Consider the following 24,112-nt stretch of genomic DNA (forward strand, 5'->3'; position numbering starts at 1 on the left):
GGAAGCCGGTCGGCTGCGGGTAAGGCTTGCGCAACGGCTCCGCCACACACGGTGGCGCGCCGCCGGCCCGCGGGTTCCGCCGGGATTCACTGCGGCAGTGAGCACCACCGCGTCGAGAACCGTTCCCTTCAACCGGCCGTACGTCAGCGAGCGCGAGCTCGACTACGTCGCGGAGGCCGTCCACAACGGACGGACCTCCGGCGACGGGCCGTTCACCCGCCGGGCCACCGCGCTGCTGGCCGAGCTGACCGGAGCGCGCCAGGCGCTGCTGACCACCTCGTGCACGCACGCCCTGGAGATGTCGGCGCTCCTGCTGGGCCTGCGCCCCGGGGACGAGGTCATCGTGCCCTCGTTCACGTTCATGTCGACGGCCAACGCGTATGTGCTGCGCGGCGCCGTGCCGGTGTTCGCCGACTGCCGGCCGGACACGCTGAACATCGACGAGCGCCTCGTCGAGGCCGCCATCACCGAGCGGACGCGCGCCATCGCCGTCGTCCACTACGCGGGCGTCGGCTGCGCGATGGAGGAGCTCGGCAAGCTCGCCGACCGGTACGATCTCGCACTCGTCGAGGACAACGCGCACGGCCTGGGCGGCTCCTACCAAGGCCGCCCGCTCGGGTCGTTCGGCGCCCTGGCCGCGCAGAGCTTCCACGAGACCAAGAACGTCCAGTGCGGGGAGGGCGGCGCGCTGCTCGTCAACGACGAGGAGCTGGCGTCCCGGGCCGAGATCATCCGCGAGAAGGGCACCGACCGCAGCCGGTTCTTCCGCGGCCAGGTCGACAAGTACCGCTGGGTCGACCTCGGCTCCAGCTACCTGCCGTCCGACCTGCTCGCGGCGCAGCTCACCGCGCAGCTGGAGTCCTTCGAGGTGATCCAGCGCCGCCGGCTGGCGGTGTGGCGGGCCTACGACGAGGGCCTGGCCGGCTGGGCGGAGAGCAACGGGGTCCACCGGCCGACGGTCCCCGAGGGGTGCGAGCACCCCGCCCACCTCTACTACCTGCTGCTGCCCGACCTCGCCACCCGGCAGGCGTTCATCGGCCACCTCGCCGACCGCGGCGTGGGGGCGGCCTTCCACTATCAGCCGCTGCACGACGCGCCGGCCGGGGTCCGGCACGGGCGGCCGGCGCCGGGCGGCTGCCCCGTCACCGAGCGGGTCGCCGACACGCTCGTCCGCCTGCCGCTCTTCGCCGGTCTCGGCGAGGAGGACGTGGCGCACGTCATCGGCGCCGTCCGGGAATTCGAGGTGCGCTGATGGCCTGGAACGACGTGATCGAGGCGCGGGCCGTGCGGGCGGTGCCGTCGCCGTTGGAGTCGGCCCGGTTCGGCCGCGCGGTCGAGCGCCTGACCGTCGGCGCCGGGTCGGAGAGCACGATCGACGCCGTCCGCGCGGCCGTCCAGGCGTCGGACGCGGACGTGATCGTGCTGCGCTACCCGGCCGAGCGCGTCGGCTGGTTCGCGGAGCTGACCGGCCTCGGCCGGACCGCCCTGTTCGCCGACTGCCTGGTGTACTGGAGCCTGCGCGCGGGGCAGGGCCGCCCTCCCGCGCCGGCGCCCGGCCTGCACACGGCGCCGCTGGGCGCTCCCGACGCGGTCGGGACGCTGGTCGCCGACATCTTCGCCGCGTACGGGAACCACTACCTGGCCGATCCGCTCTTCGACGCCGCCGCGGCGCTGGAGGGTTACCAGGAGTGGGCGGTGCGCTCCGCCGCCGAGGGCGGCTGCCTGGCCCTCGACGACGGCTCGCACGTGCTCGGGCTCGCCACGCTGGAGGACAGCGGCCCCCGGACCGAGATCCTGCTGGCGGGCGTGGTCCCCGCCGCGCGGGGGCGCGGGCTCTACGCCCACCTGCTCAAGGCCGTCGAGGACCACGCCGTGGCCCGCGGCGCGGGAGAGGTCGTCATCTCCACCCAGAGCCACAACACACGGGTGCAGCGGGCCTGGGCCAGGTACGGGTTCGCGCCGGTCCAGGCGCACGTCACCGTCCACCTCGTGCGGACGGCGCTGCTGCGCCCGGCGGGGCCGTGAACTCCCTGACCCGGCCGCCGGCCGCGCCCCCCGCGGCCCGCCCGCGGCTCCGGCACCGGGTGGCCTACCTGGCCGGTGGCGGCGGGACGGCCGTCATCTACTACGGCATCCTCGCCGCGGCGCTGCCCGCGCTCGGGGGCCGGGTGCCGTACCTCGGGCTGGTGGTGGCGAGCCACCTCGTCACCGTGATGATCGTGTACCCGTGGTACCGGCTGGTCGTCTTCCCCGGCACGGGTGACGGCTGGCTGGCCGGCTACCTGCGGTTCTACGCGGCCGGGCTGAGCATCCTGACGGCCTCCCTCGTGGGGCTGCCGATCCTCGTCGAGCTCGCCGGGCTCTCCGTGCTGCCCGCCCAGGCGCTGATCATCGCCGTGACGTTCCTGCTGAGCTACGCGCTGCACCGGACCTGGACATTCCGCGGCCGGGGATCGTCCAGGTCCGGCAACCCGCCGCACAACCTTCGGCCAAGCCGCAGCGCGGCGAAGGTCCGCTGACCCGGGCCGTTCGTAGCTTCGACCCGAAATGGTTGATCACCACGGGCCACGCGCTCGTCGCGAAAGGACTCCACGGCGATGAAGGCGCTCGTCCTGGCAGGGGGAAAGGGCACGCGGCTGCGCCCGCTGACCCACACGTCGGCGAAGCAGTTGGTGCCGGTCGCCAACAAACCGGTCCTCTACTACGGCCTCGAGGCCATCCGCGCGGCCGGCATCACCAGCGTCGGCATCGTCGTCGGCGACACGGGGGCGGAGGTGCGCGAGGCCGTCGGCGACGGCTCGCGGTTCGGCCTCGAGGTGACCTACATCCCCCAGGAGGCGCCGCTCGGGCTGGCGCACTGCGTCCTCATCGCCCGGGACTTCCTCGGCGACGAGCCGTTCGTCATGTACCTGGGCGACAACTTCCTCATCGGCGGCATCGCGGACCTGGTGGACGCCTTCGGCACGGCGGGTCACGACGCCCAGATCCTGCTCACCAAGGTCGCCGAGCCGCAGTTCTACGGCGTCGCCGAGCTGGGCCCCGACGGGCAGATCCTGCGCCTGGAGGAGAAGCCGGAGCACCCGCGCAGCGACCTCGCGATCGTCGGCGTCTACACCTTCTCGCCGGCCATCCACGAGGCGGTCCGCGCCATCGAGCCGTCCGCGCGCGGCGAACTGGAGATCACCGACGCCATCAAATGGCTCATCGACCACGGCTACAGCGTCCACTCGCACTTCGTCAGCGGCTACTGGAAGGACACCGGGCGGCTGCAGGACATGCTGGAGTGCAACCGGATCGTCCTGGAGGCGATCGGCCCCGACATCCAGGGGACCGTCGACGGGCGCTCCGAGATCAGCGGGAACGTCGTCATCGGGCGGGGCGCGTCGGTGGAGGGGTCCGTGATCCGGGGACCCGCCGTCATCGGCGCCGACACCGTGATCCGCGACGCCTACGTCGGCCCCTACACCTCCATCGGTGAGAGCTGCCTGCTCCAGGACTGCGAGGTCGAGTACGCGATCGTGCTGCGGGACTCCTCCATCACGGGCGTCTCCCGGCTCACGTACTCGCTCATCGGGCGCAACGTCGAGGTGACCCGGGCCCAGGGCATGCCCAACGCCCACCAGCTCATGGTGGGCGACCACAGCAAGGTCCAGGTACGGGCGTGACGGCACGGCCACCACACCGGTGGCGCCTGAGCTAGGAGGGGATCATGGAAGCCACGGAGATTCGCCGCACGGTCGAGCTGGAGGACCGCCACTGGTGGTACCGCGAGCGGCGCGCCATTCTCGCCCGGGAGCTGCGCGCGCTGCGCCGGTCCGGCCGGCCCGGCAAGGCGCTCGACATCGGGGCGGCCGGCGGCGGCAACACGCGGGTCCTCGTCCGGCACGGGTGGGACGCGCTGGTCGCCGACTACTCCGAGACCGCGGTGGAGCTCGCCCGCGAGCGGGGCCTGCGCGCGATCCAGGCCGACGCGCGGAAGCTGCCGCTGCCCGACGAGTCGTACGACCTGGTGCTCGCCTTCGACGTGCTGGAGCACATCGACGAGGACGACCGGGCGGCGGCCGAGATCACGCGGGTGCTCCGCCGCGGCGGCACGGCGCTGATCACCGTGCCGTGCGACATGAGGCTCTGGTCGGCGCACGACGTGGCCTCCGGTCACGTCCGCAGGTACACCCGGCCGACCCTGCGCGCCCTGCTGGCCGGCCAGGGGCTCGTGCTGGACCGGATGTGGAGCTGGAACGTCCTGCTGCGGCCCGTGGTGGCCCGCCACCGCAGGAGCAGCTCCGGCTCGGACGTCATGGAGACGCCGCCGCTGGTCAACCTGGCGCTCAAGGCGGTGGTCACGGCGGAGCGGTATCTGCCGGTGAAGTCGCTTCCGGGGGTCTCGCTGATCGTCCGGGCACACCGGCCGGCTCACGGTTAGCATGACGTACCATAGTCGCTCAGTTACTCAGCGCTGTAATTGCAGTACAACGGGGGAGTGATTCACCCCGAGGGGCACACCCCCGCGACATCCGCCCCGTCGCACCGCACCCCAAGGCCGATCGGCTCGTCCTACCGGACACCGCTCGCCCGCCTTCGCTCCCGCCGTGCGCTGCCCCCGCGCCGGCCGGGCGCCCGCCGCACCGCGCTGGTGACGATCCTCGCGACCATCCTGGCGACGGGCGCCGTCGCGGTGATGCCTGGCAGGGCCGTCGCCGCGCCACTGATCCCCCTCGGGAACGCGGCGGCCTTCGCGGTCCTGGCGGGCGGCGCGGTCGTCAACACCGACAACACCACCGTCACCGGAGACCTGGGCACCAGTCCGAGCAACGTGGTGTCCGGGTTCCCGCCCGGTCAGGTGATCGGCACGATCCACGCGGGCGACGCCACGGCGGCGGCGGCCAAGACCGACGCGGTCGCCGCCTACAACAACGCGGCGGGGCGAGGCGTGACCGACAACGTGGCTCCGCAGCTCGGCGGCACCACCAAGCCGCCCGGCGTCTACACCCCGTCGTCCGGCACCGCCTTCCAGATCGCCGGTACGCTCACCCTGGACGCGGAGGCCGACCCGAACGCGATCTTCGTCTTCCGGGCGGCCACGCTGACCACCGCCACGGTGAGCAACATCAACCTCGTCAACGGCGCGCAGACGGACAACGTCTTCTTCCAGCTCACCGGCACGGCGACCCTCGGCGTGAACTCGACGTTCCGCGGCAACGTGCTGGCCTCGAACGCGGCCTCCGTCAGCTCCGGCGCCGCGGTCTCCGGCCGGATCTTCGCCCTGACCAACAATGTCGTGCTCCAGGGGACCACGTCCGGACCGCACACCCGCATCTCCCTGCCGGAGGAGTTGCCGACGCAGACGTCGCTGACCGTGTCGCCCTCCGGCTCCTCGATCGAGGGGCAGCAGATCACGCTCTCCGCGGAGGTCGCTCCCCAGTCCGGCACGGTCTCCCCACAGGGGAAGGTGGCCTTCAAGGACGGCAGCACGCTTCTCGGCACGGACTTCGTCGACGAGAACGGCGACGCCCAGCTCCAGGTCTCGACGCTGCCCGGCGGTAACCACCGGCTCACGGCCGTCTTCCTGGGCGGTGAGACCTTCGACGGTGAGGAGCTCGTCTACCTCGCCCCGAGCACCTCGCCCGGGGTGAACCACACGGTGACCGAGACCCTGTGGCCCACCTCGGCGACTCCAGCCGTGGCCAACCATCCCGACAGCGACGCGATCACGCTGGGGGTCAGATTCGCGTCCTCCACGTCCGGGGTCGTGCGGGGCATCCGCTTCTACAAGGGCTCGCAGAACACCGGCACCCACATCGGCAGCCTGTGGACCACCGGTGGCACGCAGCTCGCCACCGTGACCTTCTCGGGCGAGACCGCCTCGGGATGGCAGCAGGCGAACTTCTCCTCCCCTGTCCCGATCAGCGCCGACACCGTCTACATCGCTTCCTATTTCGCGCCTTCGGGGCACTTCTCGTATACGCTCAACTACTTCGCCGCCGAACGCAACAGCCCGCCGCTGACCGCCCCGGCCAGCGCCCCGGGGGCCCGCAACGGCATCTACACCCTCGGCGCGGCGAACGCGTTCCCGACGAGCACCTTCCAGGCCACCAACTACTGGGTCGAGCCGGTGTTCCTGCGGTCGGACACTGTCTGGACGGACGCGGCGACGCCCGCCGTGCGCAACGACCCCGACACCGACCCGGTGACGCTGGGGATGAAGTTCCGGGCCGACACGGCGGGAGTCGTCCGGGGCATCCGCTTCTACAAGGGCTCGCAGAACACCGGCACCCACATCGGCAGCCTGTGGACCTCCGGCGGGACGCAGCTCGCCACCGTGACCTTCTCGGGCGAGAGCGCGAGCGGCTGGCAGCAGGCGTACTTCTCGTCACCGGTCAACATCACCGCCGACACCACCTATATCGCGTCCTATTTCACGCCTTCGGGGCATTTCTCGTACACGCTGCAAGGCTTCTTCGACGCACAACGCAATTACCCGCTGACCGCACTGGAGAACGGCGGCGTCTCGGGCGCCAACGGCGTATTCACATACGGGGCGACGAACACGTTCCCCACCAACACCTACCAGGCCACGAATTACTGGGTTGACGTATTGTTTGACATCAGTTAATCGGCCTGCCCGCACGGCGGTCCCCGATATCGCGAAGCCTTTGGTTAGAGTTCCGGAAGGCTCAGCAGAAGGGGGACTGCCGTGCAGGTAGACGCCGAGGCCCTGGACATCGGCAAGGTGCGCCATTCCGCGTTGGTCGACTCCTCGGGCACCCGGTACGTCGATTTCCGGCGCACTCTGACGCCCCGCTGGAAGGTGGTCTGGGCGACGCTGCTCTGCGGCCATCTCGCGCTCGTCGTCTCGGCGGCGCTGATCGTCTACCTGGGGCACGTCACCGCCACGACCTGGCCGGCCTCGGGGCTGCTCGCCCTCGCCGGGGGAGCGCTGCTGGGCTTCTGGCTGCACTACCTCATGACGTACCTGCACGAGGGCGCCCACTACAACCTGGCGCCGGGCCGCGACACCAGCGACGCGCTGACCAACGCGTTCGTCGGCCTGTTCGTCGGCATGAACGTGAAGTCCTACCGGAAGGTCCACTTCGAGCACCATCGTTACCTCGGCACCACCCGCGACCCGGAGCGCAGCTACTTCGCCCCGCTCAACCGGCGATTCCTGGTCGAGGGATTCACCGGCATCCGGCTCGTCCGGGCGCTGAAGGGCTACCGCGAGGTGGTCAGGAGCAAGTCCCGCCCGGGGGAGGAGCAGGCGAAGGGCGGCTCCGTGGACGTCGTGTTCCTCGTCTCGGGCGTCTTCAACGCCTCGGTCGTCGTCTGCGCGTTGTGGAGCGGCGCCGTCGTCCTCGCCGTCGCCTGGGCGATGGGGCAGCTGCTCTTCCTGCCGCTGCTCAACACCGTCCGGCAGGTGCTCGAACACCGCAGCGAGTTCGCCGACGACCTGACCGACTACAGCGTCGTCCCGCACGGGCCCGTCAACCGGCTCTTCGGCGACGGGCTGTTCGCCGCCGTGTTCGGCGCGGCCGGATTCAACCGCCACCTGCTGCACCACTGGGACCCCAGCGTGTCCTTCACCCGGCTCAAGGACGTGGAGCTCTTCCTGATGAACACCGACGTCGCGCCGCTGCTCCAGCGGCGCCGGACCACCTATTACCGCACCTGGCGGCAGCTGGACAGGACATGAACGAGCACACCGACACGATGCGCGGCCGGGCGCCGCGGGCGGACGACGCCGGCACGAGCACGAGGTGCCCGGCGTGCCAGGAGACCGGGGCCGCGCACTGGGCGACGGCTCGCGACGTCGAGTACCGCACCAGCGAGCAGGAGTTCCAGTACTACCGCTGCGCGCGCTGCGGCGCCCTCTTCCTCGACCCCATGCCGGTCGACCGGCTCGCCGAGATCTACCCGGCCAACTACTACGCCTATGCCTCGGACGAGCAGTCGTTCGCCCACCGGGTCAAGGACCGGCTCGACGCGGTACGGCTGCGGCGCATCCTGTCGCGGCTGTCCGGCGACGACCTGAAGGTGCTCGACGTCGGCGGGGGAGACGGCTGGCAGCTCGACGTCATCCGCGGCCTGGACCCCCGCGTGACCTTCACCCAGGTCGTCGACCTGGACGAGGCCGCCAAGTCGCGGGCCGTGGCGCGGGGGCACGAGTTCTTCTGCGGCCGCGTCGAGGACTTCTCCACTGAGCAGCGGTTCGACCTCATCCTGCTGATCAACCTGATCGAGCACGTGAGCGACCCGGGTGACGTGCTGAGAACGCTCGGCCGCCACCTGACGCCGCAGGGCGTGATCCTCATCAAGACGCCCAACACCGACAGCATGGACGCCCGGATCTTCCGGCACCGCGACTGGGGCGGCTACCACTGCCCGCGGCACTGGGTGCTGTTCGACCGGCGCAACTTCACCAGGCTCGCCCTGGCGTGCGGGTTCACGGTCCGCCGCTTCGCCTACACGCAGGGCGCCCCGTTCTGGGGCACCAGCATCCTGGCGGGGCTGGTCCGCCGCGGGTGGGTGAAGGTCTCCGCCGACCGCCCGATGACCCGCCATCCGCTCTTCCCGATCCTGGCCGCCGGCTTCGCCGCCTTCGACCTCGCCAGGGGACTCCTCGGCGGCCGGCCGTCGCAGATGTTCGTCGAGCTCGTCCCGGCGCGCGCGAGGCGCTGACGGCAGACCGCTGACAGCAGAGCGGGGACGGCACCACCCGGTGCCGTCCCCGCGTGCCGTCCGGGGCTAGGACTGGCCGCTGTCGGCCAGCTCCAGCCACCAGGGGTTCGCCCGGGCCCACTCGATGGTGCGGGCCAGCCCCTCGCGCAGACCGGTCGAGCTGCGCCAGCCGAGCACCTCGTACGCCTTGCGGGCGTCGGGGATGCGGCGGCGCAGGTCCTGGTACCGCCCGCCGAGCCGCGAGCCGGTGTCGACGGGGACCGTCGCCCGGTCGTCGCCGGCGAGTTCGAGGACGAGCCGGATCACCTCGCCCACGGTCGTCTCCTCCGAGCTGCCGACGTTGAAGCACTCGCCGTCGGCCTTCTCGCTCGCCCCGGCCGTCAACGTGGCCGTGATGGCGTCGTCGACGAACGTGAAGCACCGGGTCTGGCCCCCGTCGTCGTAGACGACCGGCGGCAGGCCGTTCACCGCCCGGTGGATCGTCCGGCTGACGACGAAGGCGGGCCGCTGACGCGGGCCGTACACGTTGAAGTAGCGCACGATCGTCGCGCGCAGCCCGCGCTGCCGGATGAACCCGAACGTCAGGTGCTCGGCCAGCGCCTTGCTGGAGGAGTAGCTCCACCGGTCGACGGCGGTGCTGCCCAGCACCCGGTCGTCGTTCTCCGCCCACGGCACCGCCGGGTTCTTGCCGAAGACCTCACTCGTACTGGCCAGCACGACCTTCGCGCCGGCCCGCTCGGCCAGCTCCAGCACGTTCCTCGTGCCCATGAGGTTGATGTCGATGACGTCCAGCGGCTGGTCGAGGTAGCGGTCCACCCCCACCACGGCGGCGAGGTGGTAGACGACCTCGACCCCGGGCTCGATGGCCGCGGCCACCTGGTCGCGGTCCCGGATGTCGCCCCTGACGTACCGGACGGCGTTCTCGCCCTCGGGCAGGCCGGGCGGCGGCCCGCCGAAGTCGAAGACCGTCGTCTCGTTGCCCTCCGCGGCGAGCCGCTCGACGAGATGGCTCCCGACGAACCCGCTGCCGCCGGTGACGACCACGCGTGCCATGGCGTCTACCGTCCGATCCCGCGGTAGGCGAAGCCCAGCTCACGCAGGCGGGCGATCGTCTCGCGCGGGTAGTAGGCCCGCCCGTCGATCACCGCGCACGACGCGGCGACCTGCCCGCGGATGCGCGCGAAGTCGAGGCTCTGGAACGGCCGGTGCCAGGCCAGCACCGCCAGGCAGTCGGCGTCGCGCACGGCCTCCTCGACGGAGGCGCACGGCCGCAGCCCGAACGTCTTCTCGGCCTCGTCGTCGTCCACCAGCGGATCGAAGAGCGTGACCTGCGCGCCCGCCTCACGCAGCGCCGCGACGACGGGCTGGGTGGGCGTCGCCCGCAGGTCGCCCGTGTTGTTCTTGAACGCCAGCCCCAGCACCGCGACCTTGGCCTCCTCCGGCGCCCGGCCGACCCTGGCCAGCTCGTCCACGATGAGGCGGAACGTGTAGTGCGGCATGCCGTCGTTCACGTGCCGCGCCGCGGGGATGGTCAGCAGGTCGAGGCCGCGCTCGCCCGCCGAGCGCCACAGCATCCACGGGTCCTTCGTCAGGCACGAGCCGCCGACGCCGACGCTCGGCAGGAGGATGTTGACGCTCCCGCTGCCCTTCTTGATGGAGTTGGCGGCGCTGATCACGTCGAGCACGTCGACGTCGACGGTGGCGCACACCTGGGCCAGCTCGTTGGCCATCGCGATGTTGTGGTCGATCCACCAGTTGTCGGCCAGCTTGACCATCTCGGCGGTCTCCAGCGACGCGCAGCGGATGATCTCGACGTTGAGGGCGCGCTGCCAGAACGCCGCCGCGGCCTCCGTGCTGTCGTCGCACCAGCCGCCCACGACGATGGGGAACGTGCGCAGCTCGTTGAGGGCGTTGCCCTCGGAGAGCCGCTCGGGGCAGAAGGCCAGGCCGAAGTCCACCCCGCAGGTGAGCCCGGAACGCTCCAGCAACGGTACGACCAGCTCCCGCGTCATGCCCGGCGGGACGGTGCTCTTGAAGATCAGGAGCTGGCCGGGGCGCAGGTGGCTGCTCAGCTCCTCGCAGGCGCTCCTGAGCTGGAGGTCCACCAGCACGCCCTGGTCCCGGATGGGGGTGCCGACCGTGACGATGACCACGTCGGCGGAGGCGACCGCCGCGCACTCCGTGGTGGCCGTGAAGCTCGTGGTGCCGGCCAGGCGGGAGACGAGTTCGGGCAGCCCCGCCTCGCTGAACCGGCAGTGACCGCCGTTCAGCTCCTCGACGAGCGAGACGTCGGTATCCACCCCGATCACGTGGACGCCTCTGTCGGCCAGGGTCGCGGCTATACACGATCCGACATATCCCAGGCCGATGACTCCGGCCGTGATGTTCTCCTGAGCGGGCAAGAAACGCACACTCACTCCATTCGACGGGTGTTTCATCGGGCCGGTGGCATTTCCTCAGCACGAAAACGACCCCGGCCGATATTCCTGCTCCTGCATCTAAACCGGTCTCATTTGACGCGGACCGTGACGGCGCGCGTTCCGCGGATTCACGGGCGATAGCTTGGCCCGTCGGTGGAGAACCGATGACGCAATGGCGCCGGCCGCGTACGGCTATGGGGCGTTGCGCGCGGGCGCGCCCGCGCCGCTGCTCTGCCGGGGCAGCTCGACGAGGGCGGCCGAGCCGACCCGCTCCCGGATCACGTAGGTGGGATGTCCCATTCCGCTGCCATGAATGCGGCCGACGTATTCGCCGAGCACGCCGATGGCGATGAGCTGCGCGGCCGAGAAGAGCGCGACCATCGAGGCGATGGTGGTGAACCCGGCGACCGTCGTGCTGCCCGTCGCGAAGTTCCACAGGACGGCCACGCCCAGCAGCAGGCCCACCAGGCCGACGAGGAAGCCGAGGTAGCTGGCCAGGCGGAGCGGCGCCGCGCTGTAGCCGAGCACCATGTTCGCCGTGTGCCGGACCAGCAGCGGCAGCGAGTAGTTGGACCGGCCGTGCCGGCGGTGGTTCATGTGCACGTGCGCCGAGCCGACGCGGGTGGTGGCCCAGGACAGAGCCACGTCGATGGAGGCGTGCGGCCCCGACAACTGCGCGAAGCCGTCACGCAGGTGGGTGCGGAAGGCGCGGAACGCGCTGATCTTGCGGGCGGTGCGGATCCCCAGTGTGGCGGACATGCACGCCTTCACCGAGCGGGAGGCGAAGCTGCGCAGGAACCCGTGCTCCTCCACGTGCGGGACGCCGTAGACCAGGTCGAGCCGGTCGCCCTCCAGCGCGGCCAGCAGGTTCGGGATCTGCTCGGGCGGGTGCTGCAGGTCGTCGTCCATCGTGACGACGACCTGCGAGCCCGCCTCCCTGATGCCCGCCACCAGGGCGTTGTGCTGGCCGTAGTTGCGCGACAGGTGGATGGCCCGGACGCCCTCCACCCGCTCGGCCAGGTCCGCGGCGGCCGGCCAGGTGTCGTCCGGGCTTCCGTCGACCACGAGGATCACCTCGTACCGGACGTTCAGCTCGCGCAGGACGGAGACGAGCCTGGGCACCAGCACCGGGAGCGTCAGCGCTGACCGGTAACACGGGATGACCACCGACACTGACTCCGACATGGATCCTCCGATATCTCGGCGAAGGCGCCCGTGGCGGACGCGCGTTCGCGCAACGGTCCTTTCGCCATGGCTCCTGGCGGCATCGCATCACACGGCCGGTGAGGTCGTCATGACGGGCTGCGCCGCATTGCGTTCTCCTTGGCGCGGTATTACCGGCCGCCGGAAGACGCTTCCGGCGGCCTCTCGCGGTCAGTCGGCGTAGAACACCACGTCGACCCAGTAGTTGCTGGACTTGAAGGTCTGGGTCGGGAATTTGTTGGTGGAGGTGTAGAGGTACACGCCGTTGCCCTGCACGCCGCTCGCCAGGGCGAAGAGCGGGGCGTTGTAGAAGTTGGCCGTGAAGTAGTTCTGGTTGTACGAGAAACGCCCGGTGGGTGTGTTGTAGGAGGCGACATAGGTGGTGTCGGGAGATATGTGGATGGGCGTGGCGAACCGCACCTCCTGCCATCCGGACGCCGTCTCGTTGGTGAAGGTCGCACTCGTGAGCAGCTGGCCACTGTTCGTCCACAGGCTGCCGACGTGCGTCCCGGTGTTCTGCGGCCCCTTGTAGAACCGGATGCCCTGGATGGTCCCGGGCCGCAGCGTCTGGAACCGCACGCCGAGCACGACGGACCTGGCGTCCGCGGCCGTCACCACCGCCGGCACGGCCGTGCTCGGCCAGATGCTCGTCGGCGAGAACACCACGTCCACCCAGTAGTTGCTCGCCTTGAACGTGGACGTCGGGAAACCGCTGGCCGAGCCGTACCGGTAGACGCCGTTGCCGCCGGCGGAGGCGCTGGCGGGCGCGGTCAGCGGGCCGCTCACCAAGGCGGTGCTGAAGAAGTCGGTGTTGAGCGCGTATCTGCCGACGGGTGCGAAATAGGAGGCGACGTACGTGGTGCCCGGCGTCACCTGCACGGGCGTGGCGAAGCGCACCTCCTGCCAGCCGGCCGCCGTCTCGTTGGTGAACGTCGCCCGGGCCAGGAGCTGCCCGGTGCTGCTCCACAGGTTGCCGATGTGCGTCCCCGTGTTCTGCGCGCCCTTGTAGAACCTGACGCCCGAGACGGCGCCCTGCTTGGCCACCTGGAACTTCACCCCGACCTCCACGGACCTGGAGTCCGCCTGGGAGACGACCGCGGGCACGGTGGTCGAGGGCCACAGGGTGCAGGGGCAGGTCGCGACGACCGTGACGGTGACCGAGGCCGGAGTGGTCTGCAGGTTGCCGATGTCGTCAACCGCCCTGGACATGATCGTCGTCACCCCGCTGGGCTGAGGAGGCAGCCAGCTGTACTCCCAGTTCGTCATGCCGGTGGCCCCGCGCCAGGTGGCGCCGCCGTCGAGCGAGACCTCGACGGCCGACACCACGCCGCCCCCGGTGTCGGACGCCGTGCCGCTGATGGTGATGGGCGCGTTGGACGTCAGCGTCACGTTGCTCACCGGCGTGGTGATCGCCGAGGTGGGCGGCGCCGTGTCGGTGGACGCGGTCGCCGGGACCAGGCCCGGCTGGAGCGTCGCGGGCTGCGCGCCCATGTCCGCGAAGAGGTTGACGGTCGCCTGCTGCATGCGGATGTCGGTCGGGCTGCCGTCCCGGTCGTGCACGGCGTCCAGCCCCCACGGCCACTGGATGGTGCCCGCGCCGAACACCATCCCGCCGCCCGGCTCCTGGTAGAGCGTCAGATGGTGCGTCGCGGTGCCGGCGCCGTAGATGCTGCCGAAGTTGAGCAGGTACTTGTTGGTGTAGCTGAGGGTGGTGCTGGAGAAGCGTGCCAGACCAGCGGGCGCGACGGCGTTGTCGGGCTGGTTGTCCCATTCGAATCCGAGCGTGCCGGCGGGGAACGTCGCGACCTCTCCGGGCTGCAGGTTGGCGATCGAGGTGTTACGCCACAGCCGCATGGCCGCGTACTCGGACGGCACCTGCATCGCGTCGTTGACGACGCCGTTGATGATGAACAGGGTGCCGGTGAGCCGGTTCTCCGGTTTGCCTCCGTCGGAGGGGGGTGAGAAACGTGGGTCCCGCCAGGTTCCCGTCCACTGCGGGCTGGGATCGATCTTGGCGTTGGCGATCGTCTCCTTGTAGCAGGTCATCGTGCGGAACGGCGTGCCCGCCCCGTCGATGCTGTCCTCCCAGCGGACCTTCCAGAAGACCTCGTTGGCGGAGAAGAAGGCGAGGTCCACGCCGTCGTCCCGGGCCGCGGCGAAGTTGTCCCGCATCTCGTTGGACCAGTACTCGTCATGGCCGACGGACAGCAGCGCCTCGTGGCCGAGCAGGGAGGCCGGCCGGGTGGTGGCGTCGATGCTGGAGATGTAGCCGACGTCGTAGGCGTTCGCCTCCAGCCAGCGGAGCATGGGGTACTCGGAGTTGAAGAAGTAGTTGGGCGAGCCGTTGGGGATCCCGCGCGTGATGATCGGGCGGTTGTAGCTGACCTTGTAGGCGCGGTTCGCGGGCTGGCCGAAGTAGAGGCTGTTGCCGCCGTACCTGTTGTACGCCTGCCACGTCGTGTCGGAGGTCTTGAACAGCAGGTCCGAGGGGCGGGCGTCGTCGCGGACGACGAAGAGGATCTGGCTGTCGCCCGGCGTGCCGTCCTCGCGGACGAGCTTGGCCTCGTAGACGCCCGTGACGGCGGTGGCCGGCACCGTCCAGGAGGCGGACACCCCCCAGGTGCCGCAGTCGACCAGCCCGGTGGAGGTGTCGCTCACGCAGTCCGGCTGGGACTGGGGCAGCGACACCGACGGCTGGATCGTGGTGATGAGCCGGGCGCCCATGCCGCCGTAGTAGCCGAAGCGGTAGATGTCCAGGCGGTAGTCCGTCGCGGGGGTGTTCACCTTGAAGTCGATGGTCTGCCCGTGGTCGACGCTGATCCGGGTGGGATAGCCCTGGATGTCGCCGGTGCCGGACCCGATGATGTCCCACTCGCTGGGCGGGTTGCCCGGGAGCTGGTTCTCCTCGCAGATGATCGAGCCGGCCGGGCACTCCGCCCGGGCCCTGCGGCGCTCCGGGGCCCTCGGCGCCTCCGCCGCCGGGCGGGCCGCCGTGGTCTTCGCCCCCAGAGCCGAGGTGACGGCCGCGCGGGCGGTCGTGGCGTCGGCCGCCGTGATCACCCGGGGCCGGGCTCCGTCCGACAGCACGGGTGAGCCCTCGTGGCCTGAGCTGTTGCGGCGTGAGCTCTCGTGGCCGGGCCGGCCGGACGGGATCCCGGCGGCGGGCACCACGGCCGGGAAGCGCTGCACGGCGGCCTGGGCCGAGGTGAGGGTGCCCTCCTGGTGCATGGCGTCGATCACCGCGCGCCAGCGGGAGCGCATGCCCGCGGCCGGCTCGGACGCGGGGCCGCCGGCCGGGTCCGGGCGCCGGATGGCGGCGGCCAGGTAGGCGCCCTCCGCCACGGTGAGGTCCTGCACGTTCTTGCCGAAGAACGTCCGCGCCCCCGCCTGGATCCCCACGGGTCCCCGGCCGAGGTCGAGCACGTCGAGGTACCTCTCCAGCACCCACTCCCGGGACCGCGACAGTTCGACCTTCGCGGCGACCGCGAGGTCGGCGAGCCGGCGTGCGAGCGAGGTGTCCTCGGCGTGGTGGCCGCGCACCATCCGCTGGGTGAGCGCGGAATCCTCGGTGCTCTGCCCGGTGAGCGCGAACCACAGGCCCCGGGCCAGCTGTTCCACGCTCACGCCCGCCTCGGGCGCGGGGGCCGCGGCCTCACTGGCGAGGACGGCTTTGACCACGTGGTACGGCACCTGGTTGAGCTGGACGGAGGAGTCCGGACTGCGCACCGTCGTGGTCGACTCCGTGGACACGGGGGCGGCCATCGGGTCGATCGGCTGCTCGCCGCCGGGCAGGGGCGTCAGGGTCCAGGCGGTCCAGAGCAGGGCGGCCGCGCAGGCCGTCCCTCCGAGAACCGCCGGCACCACACGCGGCCAGCGCCGTCTCCGGCCGATCTTCTCCTCGCTGTCCGGCATGCGAAACCCCCAAGAGCGCGTTTGCTAGGTAAATACGGAGCAAAGGCGATGTGAATGCACCTCAACGCAGAGTAGGGATGAATTCGGGCGGTGATCGCTTGGGATGGACAATGACAGCACTCGATAGGGGATGGGCGTGTCGGGGGGCGAATAGGGGGTTGTGATGATGCGTCCGTCTTTGCGGTGAGGCCCGTCGGGAGGTCGTCAACCCCGGCAAAGCAGATGTAAGAACATCGCACCACTAGGGCATGCGCGCTCCGTGAGCGGGGGATCGTCGCCAAGCTTGCGCGCATGGCCGACGCCCCGCCCCATCCACAGTCCCCGGCATCCGTCGATGTGCCCGCGACCGCGCCCGCGGACCTTCCGCCCCGGCCACCGGCCCGCGTCTTGCGTCAACTGCCGGCCCGCGTCTCGCGCCGGCTGCCGGCCCGCGTCTCGCGCCGGCTGCCGGCCCGCGTCTCGCGCCCGCTGCCGGCGGTGGCCGTGCTCGTGTGCGCCGCCCTCGCGCTGAGGCTGAACGGCGTCGCGACCAGGGACACAGTCGTGTTCGGGCTGTACGTCGCGCTCGGCCTCGCGCTGCCCGGCACGCTGTGGGTGCGGGCGCTGTACCGTCGCGCGCACGCGCTGCCGGAGCAGGTGGCGTTCGGCGTGGCGCTGGGCTACGCGCTGGAGGTGCTCACCTACCTGCCCGCCCGCGCGCTCGGGCAGCCGCTGCTCGTCGTGGCCTGGCCGCTCGGCACCTACGCGCTGTTCGCCGCCGTTCCGCGGCTGCGCGCGCACTGGAGGCGGCGGCCGGGCGCGGGCGCCGCCCCGCTGTGGTGGTCGTGGAGCCTCGCCCTGGTCGTGATCGCGGTGATCGCGCTGGTCGCCGCCGGCTTCTTCGCCGGCCAGCCGCTCACCTGGCCGTCGCTCCTGAGGTCGTCCGTGGACATGCCCTTCCACCTGGCGCTGACCGGCGAGCTGCGGCACCACGTGCCGCCCATGGTGCCGTCGGTCGTGGGGGAGCCGCTCGCCTACCACTGGTTCGTGTACGCGCACCTGGCGGCGGCGAGCTGGGTCACCGGGATCGAGCCGACGATCCTGCTCTTCCGGCTCGCCATGCTGCCCATGCTGGCCGCGTTCGTCGTGCTGGTCGCGATGGTCGGCCACCGCCTGACGGGCTCGCGGAAGGCGGCGCTGGCCGGTGTGGCGGCCACGGTGTTCGTGGCCGCGCCCGGCCTGTACGCGGGGTCGGTCTCCGGCCTGCTGACCTGGACGCCGCCGTACTCGTGGGCCAGCCCCACCCAGACCTTCGCGGCCCTGCTGTTCGCCCCCGTGATGCTCCTGCTCCTCGACCTGTCCGGGCGGCGGCCGCAGAGCCGGGGCTGGTGGGCCATGCTGACGGTCATGCTGATGGCCCTCACCGGGGCCAAGGCCACCTACCTGCCCCTGCTCGCGGCCGGCCTGCTGGTGGTCGTGGTGGTGGAGACGGTCACATGGTTCCGGCCGCCCCGGCAGGCGGCGGCGGTGCTGGGCCTGACCGTGGCCTGCCTCGTGTTCGCGCAGACGGTCCTGTTCGGCGGCGCGCGGCAGGGCATCGTCGTCGATCCGCTGTCGATGGTTCGGGCGACCTGGCGCAACCTGACGGGCGCCGCAGCGCGGGCGGAGGTCCCGTGGCAGGCGCTGCTCGGCGCGTCGCTCCTGTGCCTGCTGTGCGCGGCGATCTGCTGGTGCGGCGTGCTCGGGCTGCTGTGCCGGCCGCGGCTGCTCGCCCGTCACCCCGTGCCGCTGATCCTCGGCATGTGCGCGGCCGGGCTGGGCGCCGCGCTGCTGCTCGGCCACCCCAATCTGTCGCAGGGGTACTTCCTCCAGGCGCCGTTCCCGTACCTGGCGATCCTCGCCTGCCACGGCCTGGCCACGGTGGTCCGCCGGGCCGGGGTGCGCCCGGCCGCGGCGGTGGGCGCGGGCTGCGCCGGGGTGGCGGCCGTCCTGGCGATCCGGGTGCTGCTCGGCGTGGGGGTCCCGTTCCGGGACGGCGAGGACGCCGCCGCGCTGTACCTGCCGTACGCCGCGCTGCTCGGCGTGGTCCTGGTGGCCGTGGTGGCGCTGCGCGCGCTGTGCCAGAGCCGGGCGCGCACGTTCGCCCTCGTGCTCTGCCTGGTCACGGCGGCCGGCACGCCCGCCGCGTGGGCGGCCCAGCTCCTGCCCGGCGCCCCGCCCGGCCCGCTGGTGCTCGGCCGGCACCGTCACGTGGGGGAGGAGGCGCCCCGCGGCGCCCTGGCGGCCGGCCGGTGGCTGCGCGCCAACTCGGACCCGGACGACCTCGTCGCCACCAACGCGCACTGCCGCTGGCGTGGGGAGGACCCGTGCGACAGCCGCCGGTTCTGGGCGAGCGCGCTGAGCGAGCGGCGGGTGCTGGTCGAGGGGTGGGCGTACACGGCGACCTCGCTGGCCGGCCTGCGTCCCGGCGAGGCGCCCCGGTACCGCCCGTACGGGGACCAGGAGCGGCTGCGCGCCAACGACGCCGTCTTCCGGCAGCCGTCGCCGGACACGGTACGGCTGCTGCGCGAGCGCTACGGCGTGCGGTGGCTGTTCGTCGACGAGACCCTCATGCGGCCCGGCACCCAGCTGTGGGTCCATGCCAAGCGCCGCTTCCGCTCCGGCGACCACAGCGTCTACGAGCTGACCGGCGACGCCCCGGCACAGACCTGATCGCGGTATGGCCGCAGGCACGAGCGGGCAATGTTTCCCGTGACCGGAGTGCCGCCACCGCCGCGGGCCGTCCGATGGCGATGATGACGCTCGTGAAGGCCATGACGCGGGTGCGCGAAGCGATCAGACCAGCGGACGACGGCGGCGCGGGGACGCCGCTCGCCGAACGGCCGCCCGTGGCGCCTCGGCCGGGCTCTCGCCGGGCATGACGTCCTCGGCGGCCCTCGCTCTTCGCACGCTGGCCTCGCGCGGGGTCAGGCTGGCCCTGGAGACGGCGACGGGGGTGATCATCGCGCGCACTCTCCAGCCGGAGGGCAGGGGCGTCTACGCGGTGATCAGCACCGCGGCGTTCGCCGCCATCGTCGTGGGTCACATGTCGCTGGAGAAGTCACAGATAACCCTCTGGTCGGACCGTTCGCGGCATCAGCCGCTGGCCACGAACGGCCTGATCCTGGGGTTGGTCCTGGGGTCGCTGTCGGCGCTGGGCGCCCTCGGGCTCGTCACGCTGAGCGGCGCGCCCGGAGGGTTGGCCCTGTGGGTGCTGGCCCTGTCGGTGGTGCCGCTCGGCGCAGCCTCCGTCAACCTCAACGGCATCATGACCCTGCAGTCCCGGATGGACGTCGTCAACCGCAAGTCGCTCCTCGCCGCGCTGGCGCGGTGCCTGCCCATCCTGGCGCTCGCAGCCCTGGGGCACCTGACCCTCACCGGTGTGATCGTCTGCTGGGCGCTCTCGATCGCCCTGCCCTTCGTCCTCGTGGTGGGTGGGATCCGGCCGATCTCCCTGCGCATGGACGGTGCGCTCGTCCGGCGTCAGCTGGGCCTGTCCGGGAGGTACCACGTCGGATGGGTGGCCCTGTACCTCATCGTCACCGTCGACGTCCCGCTGCTCAGCGCTCTGGACTCGCCGGCTGCGGTGGGCATCTATACCGTCGCCGTCACGATCATGACCCTCACCCGGATCCCCTGCGAGACGATCACGCAGATCGTCCTTCCCAAGCAGGCGTCCCTGGACGTGGACGAGGCCAAGCACGTCACCGTCCGCGCGCTGCGGCTCATGCTGCTCGTCTCCTCCGCCTTCGTGGTGGTGCTCGTGGCGGCCTCGCCGTGGATGATCCCGCTGGTCTACGGCGACTCCTTCGCGGGAAGCGTGGCCCCCCTGCTCGCGCTCGCCCCGGGAACGGTCGCCCTGATGCTGGTCAGGGCCGTCGAGCAGCATCTCGTGCGGCTGGAACGCCCGTTGACGATGACCGCCGTCTCGGTCGGGGTCCTCTGCGCGAACGTCCTGCTCAACCTGGTGATGATCCCCCGCTGGGGTGCGGTGGGCGCGGCACTGGCGTCCACCGTGACGTACGTCGCCATGGCCGTCCTGGAGATATCACGCTTCGCCCGGTTGACGGGGTTGCCGGTGAGGGCGTTGGTCCCCGGCAGGGCCGAGGTCCATTCGGTCATGAAGCCGTTGAAGGCGCTGGCTTCCGGAAATGCGCGACACGCCCCGCGGCATCCGGCATCGCACCGCACGGATTCCTACTCTGAGTGATGGTGACATTGCTGTGAGTGGTCGCTCGGCTGCTCGCCGACGTACGGAGGAACCATGGGGACGTCAGGAGAGCGGTCCGATCTCAGGCGCGTGGCGTTGCTCATCGGGCAGCTGGGCCTGGGCGGCGCGGAGAAACAGGTGTCCCTCCTCGCGCGCGAGCTGCACAGCAGGAAGATCGCTGTGGATGTGCTCCTGTTGTCGAAGGGCGGTCCGCACGAGGCCACGCTGCGAGCCGCCGGGATCGACGTCCACCGTCTGGGCTTCGCCAGGAGACCGTCCGGCCGCGTCGCGCTCCTGCGCAACGTCCGGGCCTTCGCCCGCCTGGTGCTGCTGCTGCGCCGGCTCCGGCCTGACGTGGTGCACGCGTTCCTCCTGCACAGCTACTTGATCGGTGCGCCTGCGGCCCTGCTGGCACGCGTGCCCGTGATGGTCGCCGGCCGTCGCGGGCTCAGCGACATCAAGAGGAAGCAGGGACGCCTCTTCTCGCTGGGCAGCGCGATGACGGCGATCACCGACCACGTCGTCGCCAACGCGGCGGCGGTCGCCGAGGACGCGCGGACGGTCGAGGGCATCCCGCCGCACCAGCTGAGCGTCATCTACAACGGCCTTTCCGACGCGGCGCTGGAGGTCGTCGAGCCCGCGATCGTGGACACCCGGCTGCCCGTGGTGGTGTGCCTGGCGCGCCTGCGGCCCGAGAAGGGGCACGACTGCCTGCTGGACGCCGCCGCGATGCTCGCACGGGAGGGCCGGCGGTGCACGTGGGTGCTCGTCGGCGACGGCCCGGAGACGGATCGGCTCGAAGGCCGGGCCCGCGGGCTGGACGCCGACGTCCGCTTCTGGGGAGCGGTGATCGACCCCCGGCCGTTGCTGGCCCGTGCCGACGTCGTCGTGCTCCCCTCCGTCTCGGAAGGGCTGAGCAATGCGATCATGGAGGCGATGGTCCAGCGGCGGCCGATCGTGGCCACCGCGGTGGGGGGCACGCCGGAGCTGCTGGGGGACGACCGCGGCGTCCTGATCCCGCACTCGGACCCGGCCGCTCTCGCCCGGGCCGTGGCCGGCCTGCTCGACGACCCCGCCCATGCCGCGCGCCTGGCCACCGAGGCCCGGGCCTGGGCCCTGAAGAACCTCGACGCCACCACCATGGTCGAGGAGCACATAGCGCTGTATCGGCGGCTCCTCGCCGGAAGGTGAACGGCGTTCCCCTCGCTCATGGCCCTTTCAGGGAACGGCAACGACTCCGTCCAGCGCAGAGCGCCTGCCCTGTTGCGATCGCCGGCACGTCCAGACTCCCCTCATGGCCATATCTCGACCGGGTTACGCACTCGAAGAGCAGAAGAAGACACAACCGGGCCGCCGCGCCGGCGAGGGAGGGGATCTCCCTCGCCATGAGAGGGCGCGGACCCTTCTCCGGTGGGCTCCCGCCGTGCTCACCGCCGGCTTCGTCGCGGCTGTCCTGAACCGCTACGGCGTCTCCTTCTCGGACATGGGTCTCTACGGCGCGTACGTCGTGCTGTGTCTCGCGCTCCCGGGTCTGCTGCTCATCCGCGCCCTCTACGGCGACAGCCGCACGCTGGCGGAGGAACTGGCGCTCGGCACAGCGCTCGGCATGGCCGTCGAAGTGGGCGCCTACATCGTGGCCCGGGCGGTGGGCCTCCCGCTGCTCGTCCTGGCATGGCCGACGGTCACCTACGCCGTGTTCCTCGTCGTGCCCCGGCTCCGCAGACACTGGAAGGGGGTCGGCCGCCGCCCGGTCGCACCCGTCTGGTGGTCGTGGGTGCCGGCACTGACCGTCTGCTACCTGGTGGCCAAGACCGCCTACAGCCACTTCGGTACCGCGCCCCTCACCTGGCCGGAGCTCGCGAAGTACTCGGACGACGCGCCGTTCCACTTGGGCCTGATCGGCGAGCTGAAGCACCACCTGCCGCCGATGAGCCCCATCGTCGCCGGCGAGCCGATGTTCTACCACTGGTTCGTGTACGCGCACTGGGCGGCCGCCAGCTGGATCACGGGGGTGGAGCCGCTGGTGCTGCTGCTCCGGCTGGGCATGCTGCCCGTGCTGGCCGCGTTCGTCGTCCTCGTGGCGATGCTCGGGCGCCGGGTGACGGACTCCTGGACGGGCGGCGCCCTCGCGGCCACGGCCACGCTCCTCGTGGGCGCTCCCCGCCTGTTCCTCGGCTCGCTGGGCACGTTCACCTGGGGCGGGATCCACGACGCGGCATGGGGCAGCCCCACGTTCGCCTTCGGGGCCCTGCTGTTCGTCCCCGCGGTCCTCCTGCTGACCGATCTGCTGCAACATCGCAGGTACGACCCGGGCGCCTGGCTTCTTCTGGGCGTCTTCCTCCTGGCGGTCATGGGCGCCAAGGCCACCTACCTGCCGATGCTGCTCGCGGGGCTGGTGGCCGTGGCGGTGATCGAGGGGGTGCGGCGGCGCCGGCTGCCGTGGCCCGTCCTGACGGCACTCCTCATCACCGGGACGTGCCTCGTCTTCGCGCAGCTCGTCCTGTTCGGCGGGCAGCGGCAGGGCCTGCTGGTCGCCCCCTTCTCCTTCATGCGCACCGTCTGGCAGGACCTCACCGGCATGCCGGTGAACGCCGCTCCCACGCTGCTGTCGCTGGCCGGCGTCACGGCGGTGTACCTGCTGGCCTGGGCCGTGACGTGGAGCCCGATGCTGGGACTCCTGAGCAGGCCGAGGCTGCTCCTCCGGCCTGACGTGGTGCTCATGCTCGGCATAGCCGCCGCGGGGCTCGCCGGGATGATCGTCTTCGACCACCCCGGCCGGAGCCAGATCTACTTCCTGTGGGGGTCGCATCCCTACCTGGTGATACCCGCCGTCTTCGGCGCCCTCGTCATCCTGCGGCGGGCACGCGTTCCGCGGGTGCCGCTCCTGTGCGCGATCGCCGCCGGCCTGGCCGCCGCCTACGCGATCCCCCTCCTCCTCGGCGTCAGGGCGCCACTGGAGCCGGGCGAGTCCGACACCGTCCTCCTCCTGCCGTACCTGGTGCTGCTGGGCGCCGTCGCGCTCGGGGCTGTCGCCATCGTGGCCACGCGGTCCCGGCTGCGCGGCTGGGCTCTCATGATCGCGGCGCTGGCCGCCATGGGCCTGCCCGCCGCGCACCACGTCCGTGTGATCTCGTTCCTGTCCGGCACGAGCAGGCAGCCGGTCGCCGCTGCGGAGCCGGCGCCGCCCGCCCCGCCGGGAGCCCTGACCGCCGCGCGCTGGCTGCGCGCGCACTCGTCGCCTGACGACCTGGTCGCCACGAACGTGCACTGCCGCTGGGGTCTGGAGAATCCCTGTGACTCTCGCCAGTTCTGGATCTCCGCGATGACCGAGCGGCGCATGCTGGTCGAGGGGTGGGCGTTCACGGCGAAGAACGCGGACAGCTGGCAGCCCGGCCGGTTGGAGCAGCACCAGCCCTTCTGGGACGGGGAACGGCTCGGGGCCAACGACGCCGTCTTCCGGTCGCCGTCCACGGCCACGGTCCAGGCCCTGCGGGACCGTTACGGCGTCCGCTGGCTCTTCGTCGACGAGCGGCGCCCGGGGGTGAGCCGCGCCATCGGCGACTTCACGCGTCTCCGTTTCCGCAGCGAGGCCTTCGCCGTCTACGAGACGGAGCCCGCCGGAGCCTGACGCCTCACGCGGGCGGCGGCTCTCCCGGGGCCGCCGCCGCCCGCG

At 71.6% G+C, this 24,112-nt stretch carries 16 protein-coding genes; 12 read left to right on the forward strand and 4 right to left on the reverse strand.

Annotated features, from left to right (window positions below; genetic code table 11):
- Positions 1-97 precede the first annotated feature (97 nt).
- From rffA to AB0H64_RS06285, 8 genes are all read left to right on the forward strand, one after another.
- Positions 98-1,252 (forward strand): dTDP-4-amino-4,6-dideoxygalactose transaminase, encoded by a 1,155-nt coding sequence (gene rffA / locus AB0H64_RS06250; protein ID WP_357620665.1) that lies wholly within the window; start codon positions 98-100, stop codon positions 1,250-1,252.
- On the forward strand, positions 1,252-2,025 hold the full coding sequence (locus tag AB0H64_RS06255) for a GNAT family N-acetyltransferase (protein WP_357620667.1): 774 nt from the start codon (positions 1,252-1,254) through the stop codon (positions 2,023-2,025). The genes rffA and AB0H64_RS06255 overlap by 1 nt, the downstream gene beginning before the upstream one ends.
- Positions 2,022-2,519, forward strand: a complete 498-nt coding sequence (locus AB0H64_RS06260; RefSeq protein WP_357620669.1) for a GtrA family protein — start codon at positions 2,022-2,024, stop codon at positions 2,517-2,519. The genes AB0H64_RS06255 and AB0H64_RS06260 overlap by 4 nt, the downstream gene beginning before the upstream one ends.
- A 78-nt stretch (positions 2,520-2,597) precedes the next feature.
- Positions 2,598-3,665, forward strand: coding sequence for a glucose-1-phosphate thymidylyltransferase (locus AB0H64_RS06265; protein ID WP_357620671.1), 1,068 nt, complete (start codon positions 2,598-2,600; stop codon positions 3,663-3,665).
- Positions 3,666-3,709: 44 nt separating this feature from the next.
- Entirely contained in the window at positions 3,710-4,423 is a 714-nt protein-coding gene (locus AB0H64_RS06270) for a class I SAM-dependent methyltransferase (RefSeq protein WP_357620673.1), read from the forward strand.
- Between the two features lie 57 nt (positions 4,424-4,480).
- A complete protein-coding gene (locus tag AB0H64_RS06275) occupies positions 4,481-6,613 on the forward strand; it encodes a DUF4082 domain-containing protein (protein ID WP_357620675.1) in 2,133 nt (710 codons plus the stop codon).
- A gap of 81 nt (positions 6,614-6,694) precedes the next feature.
- Positions 6,695-7,690, forward strand: a complete 996-nt coding sequence (locus AB0H64_RS06280) for a fatty acid desaturase (RefSeq protein WP_357620677.1) — start codon at positions 6,695-6,697, stop codon at positions 7,688-7,690.
- A complete protein-coding gene (locus AB0H64_RS06285) occupies positions 7,687-8,676 on the forward strand; it encodes a class I SAM-dependent methyltransferase (RefSeq protein WP_357620679.1) in 990 nt (329 codons plus the stop codon). The genes AB0H64_RS06280 and AB0H64_RS06285 overlap by 4 nt, the downstream gene beginning before the upstream one ends.
- Positions 8,677-8,742: 66 nt before the next feature.
- On the opposite strand, the gene AB0H64_RS06290 is transcribed toward AB0H64_RS06285, so the two are convergent.
- From AB0H64_RS06290 to AB0H64_RS06305, 4 genes are all read right to left on the reverse strand, one after another.
- Positions 8,743-9,729 (reverse strand): NAD-dependent epimerase/dehydratase family protein, encoded by a 987-nt coding sequence (locus AB0H64_RS06290; RefSeq protein ID WP_357620681.1) that lies wholly within the window; start codon positions 9,727-9,729, stop codon positions 8,743-8,745.
- A 5-nt stretch (positions 9,730-9,734) separates the two neighbouring features.
- On the reverse strand, positions 9,735-11,114 hold the full coding sequence (locus AB0H64_RS06295) for a nucleotide sugar dehydrogenase (protein ID WP_357620683.1): 1,380 nt from the start codon (positions 11,112-11,114) through the stop codon (positions 9,735-9,737).
- A 174-nt stretch (positions 11,115-11,288) separates the two neighbouring features.
- Positions 11,289-12,281 (reverse strand): glycosyltransferase family 2 protein, encoded by a 993-nt coding sequence (locus AB0H64_RS06300; RefSeq protein ID WP_357620686.1) that lies wholly within the window; start codon positions 12,279-12,281, stop codon positions 11,289-11,291.
- 189 nt (positions 12,282-12,470) lie between these two features.
- Positions 12,471-16,211, reverse strand: a complete 3,741-nt coding sequence (locus AB0H64_RS06305) for a DUF4082 domain-containing protein (protein ID WP_357620688.1) — start codon at positions 16,209-16,211, stop codon at positions 12,471-12,473.
- 387 nt (positions 16,212-16,598) lie between these two features.
- Between AB0H64_RS06305 and AB0H64_RS06310 the strand changes: the two genes are divergently transcribed.
- The 4 genes from AB0H64_RS06310 to AB0H64_RS06325 all read left to right on the forward strand — a co-directional run bounded on the left by AB0H64_RS06310 (position 16,599) and on the right by AB0H64_RS06325 (position 24,067).
- Positions 16,599-18,902: a hypothetical protein gene (locus AB0H64_RS06310; protein WP_357620690.1), complete on the forward strand. Its 2,304-nt coding sequence runs from the start codon at positions 16,599-16,601 to the stop codon at positions 18,900-18,902.
- Between the two features lie 205 nt (positions 18,903-19,107).
- Positions 19,108-20,439, forward strand: a complete 1,332-nt coding sequence (locus tag AB0H64_RS06315; protein ID WP_357620692.1) for a polysaccharide biosynthesis C-terminal domain-containing protein — start codon at positions 19,108-19,110, stop codon at positions 20,437-20,439.
- 54 nt (positions 20,440-20,493) lie between these two features.
- Positions 20,494-21,630, forward strand: a complete 1,137-nt coding sequence (locus AB0H64_RS06320) for a glycosyltransferase (RefSeq protein ID WP_357620694.1) — start codon at positions 20,494-20,496, stop codon at positions 21,628-21,630.
- A 232-nt stretch (positions 21,631-21,862) separates the two neighbouring features.
- Positions 21,863-24,067, forward strand: a complete 2,205-nt coding sequence (locus AB0H64_RS06325) for a hypothetical protein (RefSeq protein ID WP_357620696.1) — start codon at positions 21,863-21,865, stop codon at positions 24,065-24,067.
- Positions 24,068-24,112 lie beyond the last annotated feature (45 nt).

The sequence above is a fragment of the Nonomuraea sp. NPDC050733 genome, from assembly GCF_040654215.1.
Taxonomy (GTDB): Bacteria; Actinomycetota; Actinomycetes; order Streptosporangiales; family Streptosporangiaceae; genus Nonomuraea.

What these genes read in the sequence shown, in the direction of transcription:
- AB0H64_RS06255 (WP_357620667.1), top strand. Translation starts at nt 1,252, where the DNA reads ATGGCCTGGAACGACGTGATCGAGGCGCGGGCCGTGCGGGCGGTGCCG.
- AB0H64_RS06265 (WP_357620671.1), top strand. Translation starts at nt 2,598, where the DNA reads ATGAAGGCGCTCGTCCTGGCAGGGGGAAAGGGCACGCGGCTGCGCCCG.
- AB0H64_RS06270 (WP_357620673.1), top strand. Translation starts at nt 3,710, where the DNA reads ATGGAAGCCACGGAGATTCGCCGCACGGTCGAGCTGGAGGACCGCCAC.
- AB0H64_RS06285 (WP_357620679.1), top strand. Translation starts at nt 7,687, where the DNA reads ATGAACGAGCACACCGACACGATGCGCGGCCGGGCGCCGCGGGCGGAC.
- AB0H64_RS06290 (WP_357620681.1), bottom strand. Translation starts at nt 9,729, where the DNA reads ATGGCACGCGTGGTCGTCACCGGCGGCAGCGGGTTCGTCGGGAGCCAT.
- AB0H64_RS06295 (WP_357620683.1), bottom strand. Translation starts at nt 11,114, where the DNA reads ATGAAACACCCGTCGAATGGAGTGAGTGTGCGTTTCTTGCCCGCTCAG.
- AB0H64_RS06300 (WP_357620686.1), bottom strand. Translation starts at nt 12,281, where the DNA reads ATGTCGGAGTCAGTGTCGGTGGTCATCCCGTGTTACCGGTCAGCGCTG.
- AB0H64_RS06305 (WP_357620688.1), bottom strand. Translation starts at nt 16,211, where the DNA reads ATGCCGGACAGCGAGGAGAAGATCGGCCGGAGACGGCGCTGGCCGCGT.
- AB0H64_RS06315 (WP_357620692.1), top strand. Translation starts at nt 19,108, where the DNA reads ATGACGTCCTCGGCGGCCCTCGCTCTTCGCACGCTGGCCTCGCGCGGG.
- AB0H64_RS06320 (WP_357620694.1), top strand. Translation starts at nt 20,494, where the DNA reads ATGGGGACGTCAGGAGAGCGGTCCGATCTCAGGCGCGTGGCGTTGCTC.